Annotated in this window: 15 protein-coding genes; 11 read left to right on the forward strand and 4 right to left on the reverse strand. The window is 64.2% G+C overall.

Annotation, left to right across the window (positions count from 1 at the left end):
* Nucleotides 1-7 precede the first annotated feature (7 nt).
* The 3 genes from SM764_RS05755 to SM764_RS05765 are packed head-to-tail and all read left to right on the forward strand — an operon-like array spanning nt 8 to nt 2,222.
* On the forward strand, nt 8-712 hold the full coding sequence (locus tag SM764_RS05755) for an ABC transporter permease (RefSeq protein WP_065272274.1): 705 nt from the start codon (nt 8-10) through the stop codon (nt 710-712).
* Complete coding sequence (locus tag SM764_RS05760; protein WP_369001252.1) at nt 712-1,422, forward strand: ATP-binding cassette domain-containing protein; 711 nt, start codon at nt 712-714, stop codon at nt 1,420-1,422. The genes SM764_RS05755 and SM764_RS05760 overlap by 1 nt, the downstream gene beginning before the upstream one ends.
* Complete coding sequence (locus SM764_RS05765) at nt 1,419-2,222, forward strand: ABC transporter substrate-binding protein (protein ID WP_369001253.1); 804 nt, start codon at nt 1,419-1,421, stop codon at nt 2,220-2,222. The genes SM764_RS05760 and SM764_RS05765 overlap by 4 nt, the downstream gene beginning before the upstream one ends.
* A 314-nt stretch (nt 2,223-2,536) precedes the next feature.
* Here the strand turns inward: SM764_RS05765 and phnF are convergent, their stop codons facing one another.
* Nucleotides 2,537-3,250: a phosphonate metabolism transcriptional regulator PhnF gene (gene phnF / locus SM764_RS05770; protein ID WP_369001254.1), complete on the reverse strand. Its 714-nt coding sequence runs from the start codon at nt 3,248-3,250 to the stop codon at nt 2,537-2,539.
* Between the two features lie 108 nt (nt 3,251-3,358).
* Between phnF and phnG the strand changes: the two genes are divergently transcribed.
* From phnG to phnN, 7 genes are all read left to right on the forward strand, one after another.
* On the forward strand, nt 3,359-3,811 hold the full coding sequence (gene phnG, locus SM764_RS05775) for a phosphonate C-P lyase system protein PhnG (protein ID WP_369001255.1): 453 nt from the start codon (nt 3,359-3,361) through the stop codon (nt 3,809-3,811).
* A complete protein-coding gene (phnH, locus tag SM764_RS05780; protein WP_369001256.1) occupies nt 3,811-4,395 on the forward strand; it encodes a phosphonate C-P lyase system protein PhnH in 585 nt (194 codons plus the stop codon). The genes phnG and phnH overlap by 1 nt, the downstream gene beginning before the upstream one ends.
* 3 nt (nt 4,396-4,398) lie before the next feature.
* On the forward strand, nt 4,399-5,499 hold the full coding sequence (locus tag SM764_RS05785) for a carbon-phosphorus lyase complex subunit (RefSeq protein WP_369001257.1): 1,101 nt from the start codon (nt 4,399-4,401) through the stop codon (nt 5,497-5,499).
* A 114-nt stretch (nt 5,500-5,613) separates the two neighbouring features.
* Nucleotides 5,614-6,474, forward strand: a complete 861-nt coding sequence (locus tag SM764_RS05790) for an alpha-D-ribose 1-methylphosphonate 5-phosphate C-P-lyase PhnJ (RefSeq protein WP_369001258.1) — start codon at nt 5,614-5,616, stop codon at nt 6,472-6,474.
* Nucleotides 6,471-7,241 carry a phosphonate C-P lyase system protein PhnK gene (gene phnK, locus SM764_RS05795; protein ID WP_274835382.1) on the forward strand — a complete coding sequence of 257 codons (771 nt, stop codon included), beginning with the start codon at nt 6,471-6,473 and terminating at the stop codon, nt 7,239-7,241. Before SM764_RS05790 ends, phnK begins: the two co-directional genes overlap by 4 nt.
* Nucleotides 7,242-7,251: 10 nt before the next feature.
* On the forward strand, nt 7,252-7,935 hold the full coding sequence (gene phnL / locus SM764_RS05800) for a phosphonate C-P lyase system protein PhnL (protein WP_369001259.1): 684 nt from the start codon (nt 7,252-7,254) through the stop codon (nt 7,933-7,935).
* Nucleotides 7,932-8,492 (forward strand): phosphonate metabolism protein/1,5-bisphosphokinase (PRPP-forming) PhnN, encoded by a 561-nt coding sequence (gene phnN, locus SM764_RS05805; protein ID WP_369001260.1) that lies wholly within the window; start codon nt 7,932-7,934, stop codon nt 8,490-8,492. The genes phnL and phnN overlap by 4 nt, the downstream gene beginning before the upstream one ends.
* Here the strand turns inward: phnN and SM764_RS05810 are convergent.
* A complete protein-coding gene (locus SM764_RS05810) occupies nt 8,474-9,157 on the reverse strand; it encodes a DUF1045 domain-containing protein (protein ID WP_369001261.1) in 684 nt (227 codons plus the stop codon). The genes phnN and SM764_RS05810 overlap by 19 nt on opposite strands.
* Before the next feature lie 52 nt (nt 9,158-9,209).
* Here SM764_RS05810 and SM764_RS05815 point away from each other — a divergent pair, with 52 nt between their 5' ends.
* Entirely contained in the window at nt 9,210-10,352 is a 1,143-nt protein-coding gene (locus tag SM764_RS05815) for an alpha-D-ribose 1-methylphosphonate 5-triphosphate diphosphatase (RefSeq protein ID WP_369001262.1), read from the forward strand.
* 84 nt (nt 10,353-10,436) lie between these two features.
* On the opposite strand, the gene SM764_RS05820 is transcribed toward SM764_RS05815, so the two are convergent.
* Together SM764_RS05820 and SM764_RS05825 are read right to left on the reverse strand one after the other, a co-directional pair.
* Nucleotides 10,437-10,913 (reverse strand): class I SAM-dependent methyltransferase, encoded by a 477-nt coding sequence (locus SM764_RS05820; protein WP_274835377.1) that lies wholly within the window; start codon nt 10,911-10,913, stop codon nt 10,437-10,439.
* Nucleotides 10,914-11,672: a polysaccharide deacetylase family protein gene (locus tag SM764_RS05825; RefSeq protein ID WP_369001320.1), complete on the reverse strand. Its 759-nt coding sequence runs from the start codon at nt 11,670-11,672 to the stop codon at nt 10,914-10,916.
* Nucleotide 11,673 lies beyond the last annotated feature (1 nt).

Below are 11,673 nucleotides of genomic sequence, written 5' to 3' on the forward strand. Positions count from 1 at the left end.
AAGCGTCATGTCTGATCTGTGGGACGGTCTGAGCCAGGCGTTCTGGCTGGTGGTGATGCTGGATCCTGATCTGGTCGAGATCACTTTGCGCTCTCTCAGGGTCACTTTGACCGCCCTTGCCATTGCCTCTGCCATCGCCTTGCCATTGGCGGCCTTGCTGGCTGTCCGCCGGTTTCGCCTGCGCCGTCCGACGATTGCGGTGCTCAATGCGCTGATGGGGCTGCCGCCGGTGGTGGTCGGCCTGATCGTCTATGTCTTCCTGTCGCGGTCCGGGCCGCTGGGGGTGCTGGGGCTGTTGTTCACGCCCTCGGCGATGGTGATCGCTCAGGTGATCATCATCGTGCCACTGGTGGCCTCGATCGCGCATCAGTCCCTGCGCGAGCTGTGGAGCGATTACCACGATCTGCTGATTTCACTGAATACCACCCAGGGTCAGCGGATCCGGGCGTTGTTGTGGGATGGGCGGCGGGCGCTGCTGACGGCGGCGCTGGCTGGGTTTGGCCGCGCCATCGGAGAAGTCGGCGCCATCATGGTGGTGGGCGGTAATATCGATCATGCGACGCGGGTTCTGACCACCGCGATCGCGCTGGAGACCGGCAAGGGCGAATTCGCCATGGCGCTGGGCCTTGGCTTTGTGCTGATTGGCATGGCGATTGCCGTCAACCTGTCGATCCACTGGATTGGCCATACCGAACGCGGGGGACGCTGGTGATGCAGATGTTCCCGCTGACCGTGGATCAGGGCGTGGTGCGCAGGCGCGGCAAGGTGCTGGTTGGCCCGGTGGACCTGACGCTGGAAGGCGTGGGAGCGACTATCGTGGTGGGGCCGAACGGAGCCGGCAAGACCTCGTTTCTGAAAATGCTGCACGGCGTCGTGCGGCTCAATGGCGGCAGCCTGACCTGGGCCTGTCCCAGGGCGGAGGCCGAAAAACGCCAGGCCTTTGTGTTTCAGACGCCGGTGATGATGCGCCGGTCCGTGGTGGAAAACATCGCCTACCCGCTGCGCCTGATCGGTGTGTCGCGGAAAGAGGCCCGGGCGCGGGCCGCGGATTGGGCGCGGCGGATCGATCTGGGCGATGCGCTGGAGCGGCCTGCGGTGCTGCTCTCGGGCGGTGAGCGGCAGAAGCTGGCGCTGGCCCGGGCGCTGATCCGGGAGCCGGAAGTGCTGTTTCTGGACGAACCCTGTGCCTCGCTTGATGGGCGGGCGACGCGAGAAATCGAAGAGATCCTGACCGAGGCGGCTCAAAGCGGGACCCGCCTGATCATGTCGACCCATAACATGGGGCAGGCGCAGCGGCTGGCGGATGAGGTGATCCTCATCATCGGCGGGCGCATTCACGAGTTCACTCCGGCAGAAGATTTTTTTGCCGGACCTCAAACCCCGCAGGGGCAAGCATTCTTGAGAGGAGATATAGTAGAATGAAACATCTGATGTTGGGCGTTGTCGCCTCGGCCGTTCTGGCCACCGCATCCTTTGCCGAAGAGATGAAGATGGCGGTGACCACCTCGTTCCACAATTCCGGGCTGGCGGAGATCCTGCTGCCCGAGATCAAGAAGGATCTGGATCTGGATGTGCAGCTTCTGGTCGTTGGCACCGGTCAGGCGATCCGCCTGGGCGAAGCAGGCGATGTGGATGCGATCCTGGTGCATTCGAAAAAAGCCGAAGAGCGTTTCCTGGCCGGGGGCAATGGCACCCATCGCCGCGAGATCATGTATAATGATTTCGTTTTTATCGGCCCCAAGGCGGATGGCGCCGGTATTACGGATGCGGAAACCGCAGTTGATGCCCTGCAGAAGGTTGCAGGTGCAGAGGCGCTGTTTGTCAGTCGCGGCGATGACAGTGGCACCCACAAGAAAGAGCTGAGCCTCTGGGCGGCTGCCGGTCTGGACGCCGGGAGCTTTGGCGACTGGTACCGCGCGGTGGGGGCAGGCATGGGGTCGGCGCTCAACACGGCAGCGGGGATGAATGCCTATATCATGGCCGACCGCGCCAGCTGGCTGAACTTTGGCAACAAGGGGGATCTGGCGCTATTGTTCTCGGGTGATCCGGTGCTGTTCAATCAATACGCCTATCTGCCGGTGAACCCGGAGAAACACACGCATGCCAAGAATGATCTGGCGATGAAGCTGGAAGGCTGGCTGGTGTCGGACAAGGCCAAGGCGCTGATCAACGATTACAAGATCAACGGTGAGACCCTGTTCGTGTTCAACGCCAAGCAGTAAGTCTTACGGGTGCGCGCGGCGCGGGGATCTCCCGCCCGTGCCGCCGCATTTGAAAATGCGTTGTCCCGGTTGGGCCAGGCGCCGCGCTTTGCGCGGCGCTTTTCCTTTGCTGAGAGGCGCCTCAGGGGCAGGTTTGCCCTGATGCGCCATATCGAGTGTCCAGTCCGCCAATTCCGCCTCAAGGGTGAACCGTGCATGCGCACGGCCGCTTGCGCGGCCCTTGACCCGGATTTGGCGAATGGCTTTTCGGCAGGCGGCGCTGGGCCCAACGGGAAAAGGCCATCGTCAGAAGAACTTTGATGGGCGAGAGCTTTCTATTCGTCGCCGCCGACGGTCAGGGTCACCCTGTCGCCTGCAAACCAGGTGCGGCCATATTCGATGGGGCGGCCTTCGGCATCTACATTGATGCCGGTGGTGCGCAGGATCGGGGCGCCTTCGGGGATGCGCAGGTGCAGCGCCTGTGTCGCGGTGGCCTGTCGGGCGGTGATGCGGGTCTCGCTGCGGGTATAGTCTTCGATGCCGCAGCGTTGCAGCGCGGCAGTGACGGATTGTGTTTCCTTCAGCGCCGTTAGCATCTCGGGGAACCGTTCGGCTGGAAAGATGCTTTGGAACAGGGCAATCGGCTGCCCATCTGCCAGCGACAGCCCGTCATAGACATGCACCGGATCGCCGGGGGACAGCGCCAGCGCGGCGGCTTCGCCAGCGGCGGCTGCGCGGGTTTCGGTGGTCAGGATCTGTTTCGCCGGTGTCTGCCCGCCTTTCGAGATGTTCTGGTGAAAACGCACCCGTTTGCCAATCGGGTAATCCGTCGGTTTGGCGGCAACAAACACCCCGGCGCCGCGCCGTGCATGCACCAGACCTCCTGCGGCCATTTCCGCCAGAGCGCGGCGCACCGTGTGGCGGTTAACGCCGAACCGCGCCGCCAGCTGCGCCTCTGCTGGTAGCTTGTCGCCGGTATCGTAGCGCCCCTGGGCGATATCGTCGGTCAATGTGCCTGCGATGGATTTCCAGACCGGGGTTCGGGCCATGTCATCAAACTTTCACAAGGATTGGCTTGCGCCCCTGGGGACGAGTCACCTATGATTTGTCTAGTTGTATAGTAAATATAGACAACCCGGCCAAGAGGCTTTGATACGATGAACACCACTTTTTCCGCAGAGGATCGCAAGGCCTGGATGGGTCTTCTTGCCTCGGCTGACGATGCCCGCCTTGCCGCGCTTTGGGGCGCTTTTGACCACGAACCCGCCTTTGACTGGCTGCGCGCGCCCGAGGCAGGCGGCGTGATGGTCCGGGGCCGTATGGGCGGCAGCGGCGCGCCCTTTAACCTCGGCGAGATGACCGTCACCCGCTGCGCCCTGTCGCTGGCCGATGGCACCGTCGGGCATGGCTATGTGCAGGGCCGGTCCAAGGCCAAGGCCGAGATGGCCGCCAAGATCGACGCCTTGATGCAGACCGAAGCGGCCGAGGCGTTGCGCGCGACGGTTCTGACCCCGCTGGAGCAAGAGCGGGCGTCCGCCAAAGAGGCGCGTGCCTCAAAGGCGGCTGCGACCAAGGTCGATTTCTTCACCATGGTGCGGGGAGAGGATTGATGAACCAGATGACGGACAACACGGTCTATGCGGGTGGGTTTGCCAACCCGCCAGTCGCCTCGGCCCATGGGTTTCGCGCGGCGATGAATGCCATGGCGCGCCCCGGCACGGTGCAAGAGATCGCCGGTGCCACGCCGCCCGAGGGGATCTCCCATGCGGCGGGCAGCCTGCTCTTGACGCTTTGCGATCCCGAAACCGGCGTCTTTCTGGCGCCCGATGTGGACAGCGAGGCCCTGCGTGGCTGGCTGACCTTCCATACCGGCGCGCCCATTGTCAGTGCGGAGCAGGCGGATTTTGCCCTTGGCGGCTGGGAGGCGCTGATGCCGCTCGACCGGTTCCGCATCGGCACGGCGGAATACCCGGATCGCTCGGCGACGCTGATCGTTGAGGTGACGGGGTTCGACGCCCCCAATGCCACGCTCAGCGGTCCCGGTATCAAGGACACGGCGCAGATTGCCCTGCCGGATCCGGTGGCCTGTGCGGGCAATGCGATGCTTTATCCCTTGGGCGTCGATTTCTTTTTCACCTCTGGCTCTCAGGTGGCGGCGCTGCCGCGCTCGACCCAGATCCTTGCGGAGGCCTGAGCCATGTATGTAGCCGTAAAGGGTGGCGAGCGCGCCATCGACAATGCCCATGCCTGGCTGGCGGAGGAGCGTCGCGGCGATGCTTCGGTAGCCGAGTTGTCACTGGCGCAGATCCGCGAACAGCTGTCGCTGGCGGTGAACCGGGTGATGGCCGAAGGATCGCTGTTCGATCCCGATCTGGCGGCGCTGGCGATCAAACAGTCGCGCGGCGATCTGATCGAGGCGATATTTCTGATCCGCGCCTATCGCACCACGTTGCCCCGGTTTGGCTATACGCTGCCGGTGGATACTGGCGCCATGGCCTGCGACCGGCGCATTTCGGCGACCTTCAAGGATGCGCCGGGCGGGCAGGTGCTGGGGCCGACCTTCGACTACACGCATCGCTTGCTCGACTTCAAACTGGCCGCCGAGGGCGAGGTGCCGGAAGCCCCCGCTGCAACGCCCCGGACCGAACCGACGCCCCATATCACCGAGTTCCTGCAAGGCGAGGACATCATCGAACGCGAACCTGTGTCCGAGGCCCAGCCCGGAGACCTCACGCGGGAGCCGATGGCCTTTCCCGCTGACCGATCGGTCAGGCTGCAATCGCTGACGCGCGGGGATGAGGGGTTCATCCTTGGCATGGCTTACTCCACACAGCGCGGCTATGCGCGCAACCACGCCTTTGTGGGCGAATTGCGCATTGGCACCGTGGCGGTTGAGATGGAGATCCCCGAGCTGGGCTTTGCCATCGAGATCGGCGAGGTGGAGTTGACCGAGTGCGAGACGGTGAACCAGTTCAAAGGCTCCAAGACCGTGCCGCCGCAGTTCACCCGTGGCTATGGTCTGGTGTTCGGCCAGTCAGAGCGAAAATCCATCGCCATGGCGTTGGTAGATCGCGCCCTGCGCTGGAAAGAGCTGGGCGAGGATAACCTTGGCGCCGCCGCGCATGACGAGGAATTCGTGCTCAGCCATTCGGACAACATTCAGGCGACGGGGTTCCTCGAACATATCAAGCTGCCCCATTACGTCGATTTCCAGTCCGAACTGGAACTGGTGCGCAAGCTGCGCCGCGAAGCCGCCGAGGCGGTGGAGCAGATGGCGGCACGGGAGGCGGCGGAATGAGTTTTGTGCAACACAGGGCAGTGCCCGACCTCGGGTGGGGGCGAAGCGCCCTCGCGGGGGGGAGGTCGGGCGCGGCCCGGCGATGCCGGGCCAAACGGAAGAAGGGTGCCCAGAATGTCTGACTACAACTTTGCATACCTTGACGAGCAGACCAAGCGGATGATCCGCCGGGCGATCCTCAAAGGTCTGGCGGTGCCGGGCTATCAGGTGCCCTTTGCCAGCCGTGAAATGCCCATGCCCTATGGCTGGGGCACCGGCGGCGTGCAGGTCTCTGCCGCGACGCTGACCCCGGATGATACCTTCAAGGTGATCGACCAGGGCGCCGATGACACGACCAACGCGGTGTCGATCCGCAAGTTCTTTGAACGCACCGCAGGCGTCGCCACCACCGAAGAGACGGAAAAGGCGAGCGTCATCCAGACCCGCCACCGCATCCCCGAGGCGGAGCTGAGTGAGGATCAGATCCTCGTCTATCAGGTGCCGATCCCGGAGCCTTTGCGCTTTCTTGAGCCGCGAGAGACCGAGACCCGCAAGATGCACGCCTTGCAGGAATATGGTCTCATGCATGTGAAACTTTACGAGGACATCAGCCAGCACGGCGCCATCGCGACCTCCTATGCCTACCCGGTGAAGGTGTCGGATCGCTACGTGATGGATCCCTCGCCGATCCCGAAATTCGACAACCCCAAGATGGAGATGGCAGCGATCCAGCTCTTTGGCGCGGGCCGTGAGCAGCGCATCTATGCGGTGCCGCCCTATACATCGGTCGTGAGCCTTGATTTCGAGGATTACCCCTTCGAGGCCAGCAAGGCCGATCATCCGTGTGACCTTTGCGCGGCAGAGGACAGCTATCTGGATGAGGTGATCCTCGATGATGCGGGCAACCGGATGTTTGTCTGCTCGGACACCGATTACTGCCGTTCGCGGCGCGAGGCAGGCAATGTGGGCCGCCTGGGAGAGGAGGCCGCGGCATGACCCCTTTGCTGCAAGTGAAAGACGTTGCCAAGATGTATGGCGCGCGGATCGGCTGCACGGATGTGAGCTTTGATCTTTACCCCGGTGAGGTGATGGGCATCGTCGGCGAAAGCGGCTCTGGCAAGTCCACCCTTCTGAACTGCCTTGCCGGGCATCTTGCGCCGGATCGGGGAGAGGTCGTGTTTGACACCCGCGCTGACGGGCCGGTGGATACGGTCTCCATGTCCGAACCCGCGCGCCGGATGCTGGGGCGTACCGACTGGGCCTTTGTCCACCAGCACGCTCGCGACGGGCTGCGCATGTCGGTCTCGGCCGGTGGCAACATCGGTGAGCGGCTGATGGCGGTTGGCGATCGTCACTATGGTGATATCCGCGCCCGCGCTGCCGACTGGCTGGGCCGGGTCGAGATTTCCGATGCCCGTATCGATGACCGTCCCTCGGCCTTTTCCGGCGGCATGCAGCAGCGGCTTCAGATCGCCCGCAACCTGGTGACCGGGCCAAGGCTGGTGTTTATGGATGAACCTACCGGGGGCCTCGATGTCTCGGTACAGGCGCGGCTGCTGGATCTGTTGCGGGGCCTCGTGCGCGAGATGGGGCTCAGCGCCATTATCGTCACCCACGATCTGGCGGTGGTGCGGCTTCTGGCGGACCGGCTGATGGTAATGAAGGACGGTCACGTGGTGGAAACGGGTCTCACCGATCAGGTGCTGGACGATCCGCAACATGGCTATACGCAGCTGCTGGTCTCCAGCGTGTTGCAGGTGTGAGGGTAAAGTGATGATCGAACTCCAAAACGTCAGCAAAAGCTTCACCCTGCACAATCAGGGCAGCGCGGTGATCCCGGTGATGGAGGGCGCCACGCTTTCCGTCAAACCCGGCGAATGCGTCGGGCTGGTGGGGGCCTCGGGGGCCGGGAAATCGACCCTGATGCGGCTCATTTATGGCAACTACCTTGCTGCCAGCGGCAGCATTCTGGTGGGCGATACCGACGTGGCACAGGCCGAGCCACGCGAGATCCTTGCGCTGCGCCGCAAGACGCTGGGCTATGTCAGCCAGTTCCTGCGGGTGGTGCCGCGTGTGCCTGCCCTTGATGTGGTGGCGGATCCGCTGTTGGCGGTGGGCACCCCGATCGAGGAGGCGCGCGAAAAGGCGGCGACCCTTTTGGCGCAGCTCAACATTCCCGAACGGCTCTGGAGCCTCAGCCCCACGACCTTCTCCGGCGGGGAGCAGCAGCGGGTGAATATCGCGCGCGGCTTTTCCTATGACTATCCGGCGCTGTTGCTGGATGAACCCACGGCGAGCCTTGATGCGCAGAACCGGGCCACGGTGCTGGGCCTTATCGAAGGGGCCAAGGTGCGCGGCGCGGCCATTGTCGGAATCTTCCATGACGAGGCCGCGCGCGAGCAGGTCTGCGACCGGTTTGTCGATGTCTCGGGCTTTACACCAAGGGCCGCCGCATGAGCATGGGTGCGCAAAAGGGGCCGGTGATTGCCGTTGTCGGTCCCTCAGGCGTGGGCAAGGACAGCCTGATGGAGGGGCTGCGGCAGGCCGATCCCGGCATAAAATTGATGCGCCGCGTGATCACCCGCGCGCCCGAGGCCGGGGGGGAGGATTACACCCCGGTGACCGAAGCCGCGTTTCTGGATCTGGCAGGCAAGGGCGCCTTTGCCCTCCATTGGCCTGCCCATGGGCTGCACTATGGCATTCCCAAAGAGATCGAGTCTCTGCGCGTTGGGGCAACTGCGGTTCTGGTCAACCTCTCTCGCGGGGTGCTGCTTGAGGCGCAGGCGACGTTTGACGATTTCCGGGTGCTGTCCGTCACCGCCCGTCCCGAGGTGCTGGCCGCCCGTCTGGCGGCGCGCGGGCGCGAGGATGCCGCCGAGGTGCAGCGTAGACTTGCCCGCGCGGGCAAACCCCTGCCTGCGGGGCTGGCCCAGGTCCACGAGATTGACAACAGCGGCGATCTTGGCGCGGCGGTCATGGCCGCCCGCGCCGCGCTTCAGCCGGTCAGGGCATAGCGGTGGATCAGGTGAAAGCGTCCCTCGGCATCCTCGCCCATCAGCGCCAGATCGGTGAGGGCAAAGGGTGCGGGCAGCAGCGGGATCAGATGCGCCTGCAGGGCAGCCTCGACTGCGGGCAGGTCCGGTTTGGGCAGCTTACCCGTAAGAGTGATGTGAAAGCGGAACTGATCCAAAACGTATGGGTAGCCCCAGGACAGGAGGTTCTGCTCCTGCTCGGGGCTGAGGCCATTCGCGCGGCGGCGCTCAAGCTCTGCCTCGGGCGCAGGCGCGCGGAAGGGGTCAAGATCGCGCACGCAGGCGGCGGCCAGCGCATTGAGCGCGCTTTCATCGCCCAAGGGGCGCAGCGCCAGGAACCGGCCCAGCCGCGCCAGCTGCAAACCCTCCAGCGTGACCGGCGCCTGGGAGGCGGCCAGCGTGGCGCAGGCGGTCTCCAGATCGGCCTGCGAACACCCCTCCGCCAGTCGCATGGGCGGTTTCATGGTCGCATGCAGGCCGTACTTGCGCGGGGTCGCGGTGATGGCGGCGATGTCCAGCCCTCCGACCTCGGGGTGCGGCAGCGCCTCCCCCGTCTCCATATCCCAGCCCAGCCAGCTGGTGCCAAACCGGCTCCAAGCCACCCCATGGGGCGGTGCAAAATAGATCGCGTATCGCGTGAATGTCACATTGGCCTCCTAAACGTGGCCTTTCCAATACCTCGAAAGATGTGAAATCCAGATGACACAAGAGATGATCCTTGCCAATGCCACCCTTGTCCTGCCCGGCGAAACCCGCACCGGCAGCGTCAAGATCGTCGATGGAAAGATCGCCGATATGGCCGAGGGCGCGGGCGTGCCCACCGGCGCGGTGGATTGCGGCGGCGATTTCGTCAGCCCCGGCCTGATCGAGCTGCACACCGACAACCTTGAACGCCACATCCAGCCCCGCCCCAAGGTGGACTGGCCCCATGCCGCCGCGATCATCGCCCATGATGCGGAACTGGCGGGCACAGGGATCACGACGGTATTCGATGCAATGCGCGTCGGTTCGATCAAGGCCAAGGAGGCACGATACGGTCAATATGCCCGCAGTCTTGCCTCTGAACTCTTGGAGTTGCGCGCCAAGGATGCGCTCAAGATCAGCCATTTCCTGCATCTGCGGGCCGAGGTCTGCTCGGAAACACTGGTGGAGGAGCTCAATGAGTTCGGCGATGACGATCGCGTCGGGCTGGTTTCCCTGATGGACCACACGCCGGGGCAGCGCCAGTTCCGCGATATTTCGAAACTCGAGGCCTATGTGAAGGGCAAGCACGGGTTTGATGATGATGCCTTCCTGCAGCATATCGCGAACCTCAAGACCATGCGCGACACCTATGGCGATCTGCATGAGGTCGAGGCGGTGAAGGCCGCGCAGCGGTTTGGTGCGGTGCTGGCCAGCCATGACGACACCACCGAGGATCAGGTCGCCGTCTCGGCCGGTCACGGTATCCGTCTGGCCGAATTCCCCACCACGGTCGAAGCCGCCCGTGCCTGCCATGCTCATGACATCCAGGTGATGATGGGGGCGCCGAATCTGATCCGCGGCGGCTCGCATTCGGGCAATGTGGCGGCGCAGGAGCTGGCCGAGCTGGACCTTCTGGATATCGTCTCCTCCGATTATGTGCCTGCGGCGCTCTTGCTGGCGGCGGCGCGGCTGGGAGAGATCTGGGGCGACATGGCGCGGGGGCTCGCCACCGTCACCAGCGCCCCGGCCAAGGCGGTGGGTCTGAAGGATCGCGGGGCGCTGGAGGTCGGCAAGCGCGCGGATCTGATCCGTTTCGCAATGCGCGCCGGTGTGCCTGCGCTGCAGGGCGTCTATTCCCGTGGTCAGCGGGTGGCCTGAAAAACAACTCAGCTTCATGTATTAAGGCCCCGGCGCAAAGCGCATCGGGGCCTTTTGTTTCGGTGAACGCCGTTGGGCGGCGCGTCAGGCGCGGTAGAACATGTAGCGGCCTTCGGGGATGCCTTCTGGGCCGTCCAGCTCCTCAAAACCCACCAGAGGCTGGCCCGAGACGATGATACCGCCCGGCGCCATGACGGAGGCGATGACCGGCGACATGGCAGCAGCCTCGGCGACGTCCTTTTCCTTGACGCCAAAGCCGAAATCATAGTGCGCCAGCACGATCTTGTGGCCCTCAGCCGCAAGGCGCTGCAGCATGGGTTCGGCTTCGCCTTGCAGGAAATCCTTTTCGGGCGGCACGCAGGAAGGGTGGCATTGCAGCACCCGGTCGATCACCCAGATACGGCGGTCCGGCAGGATCTCGCGCAGGTGGTCATAGGTGCGTCCGTTGCCCAACCCCATGTCCAGCGCGTCGCCAGGAACATCCGTGATCTGCTCAGCGGCCCAGTTCAGCCCGTCCCGTTGCGCGGTCAGGCGGCGCAGCATCGAATCCAGTCGGCTCATTCAGGAAATCCTTTCGTCATAGGTCCAGGCCATGGCGGGCCCGGCCAGAAGACGTGCAATCAAAGTTTCGGTAAACCCCCAGATCCGGTCGTCATGCACCAGATGGTGGGTCAGGATGCCATAGGGTTCGCGGGTGTCGGCGCGGCCCTGACGGCGGTCTTTCAGCTGCGATGCGACCTGCGCGATCAGCTGCGCCTCGGGGAGCAATGACCGGCTGCCCTTCCAGTCGATCGGGTCCAGATGCGTGTTGATCTGCACCAGACCCGGCGCGGCCTTGGTCCGGGAGCGCGGGGTAAAGGTCGACAGGGCGCAATAGCCAAGACCCGCCATCCATGGCAGGATCTCGGGCGCGATGCGGTTCCAGGGCGGCACGAACATTGGGCGCAGGCCGGATCCGAAAAAGCTCTTCAGCCGCTCCAGCCCGGCTTCGGCCTCCCCTAGCATGTCTTGTACCGGACGGTGGGCGCCGAACTCGGCCTTTTTCTCGCCCTCCGGGGCGTGACTTTTATGAGCCCAGCCATGCACCACGGGGATCAGGTCCGGTGTTTCTCGCAGGTGCGCGGCCAGATCCGGTTGGGCATCCCGCGGGATGATGGCCAGATGTACCGGCAGGCCCAGCCGCTGCGCGGTGGCGGTCAGTTGCTCCAGCTCCGGTGTGACATCGGTTGCATCATCATCGCGCCACCACAGGGGGAGCTGCAATCCGGCCTGCTGCCAGGCCTCGAGCTCCTGATCCAGCGCGCTCCAATCCGGGGTGATT

Origin of the sequence: Pseudophaeobacter sp. 1A16562, assembly GCF_041008785.1 — a bacterium.
GTDB lineage: Bacteria > Pseudomonadota > Alphaproteobacteria > Rhodobacterales > Rhodobacteraceae > Phycobacter > Phycobacter gallaeciensis_A.

What these genes read in the sequence shown, in the direction of transcription:
- SM764_RS05755 (WP_065272274.1), top strand. Translation starts at nt 8, where the DNA reads ATGTCTGATCTGTGGGACGGTCTGAGCCAGGCGTTCTGGCTGGTGGTG.
- SM764_RS05760 (WP_369001252.1), top strand. Translation starts at nt 712, where the DNA reads ATGCAGATGTTCCCGCTGACCGTGGATCAGGGCGTGGTGCGCAGGCGC.
- SM764_RS05765 (WP_369001253.1), top strand. Translation starts at nt 1,419, where the DNA reads ATGAAACATCTGATGTTGGGCGTTGTCGCCTCGGCCGTTCTGGCCACC.
- phnF (WP_369001254.1), bottom strand. Translation starts at nt 3,250, where the DNA reads ATGGCCCGAACCCCGGTCTGGAAATCCATCGCAGGCACATTGACCGAC.
- phnG (WP_369001255.1), top strand. Translation starts at nt 3,359, where the DNA reads ATGAACACCACTTTTTCCGCAGAGGATCGCAAGGCCTGGATGGGTCTT.
- phnH (WP_369001256.1), top strand. Translation starts at nt 3,811, where the DNA reads ATGAACCAGATGACGGACAACACGGTCTATGCGGGTGGGTTTGCCAAC.
- SM764_RS05785 (WP_369001257.1), top strand. Translation starts at nt 4,399, where the DNA reads ATGTATGTAGCCGTAAAGGGTGGCGAGCGCGCCATCGACAATGCCCAT.
- SM764_RS05790 (WP_369001258.1), top strand. Translation starts at nt 5,614, where the DNA reads ATGTCTGACTACAACTTTGCATACCTTGACGAGCAGACCAAGCGGATG.
- phnK (WP_274835382.1), top strand. Translation starts at nt 6,471, where the DNA reads ATGACCCCTTTGCTGCAAGTGAAAGACGTTGCCAAGATGTATGGCGCG.
- phnL (WP_369001259.1), top strand. Translation starts at nt 7,252, where the DNA reads ATGATCGAACTCCAAAACGTCAGCAAAAGCTTCACCCTGCACAATCAG.
- phnN (WP_369001260.1), top strand. Translation starts at nt 7,932, where the DNA reads ATGAGCATGGGTGCGCAAAAGGGGCCGGTGATTGCCGTTGTCGGTCCC.
- SM764_RS05815 (WP_369001262.1), top strand. Translation starts at nt 9,210, where the DNA reads ATGACACAAGAGATGATCCTTGCCAATGCCACCCTTGTCCTGCCCGGC.
- SM764_RS05820 (WP_274835377.1), bottom strand. Translation starts at nt 10,913, where the DNA reads ATGAGCCGACTGGATTCGATGCTGCGCCGCCTGACCGCGCAACGGGAC.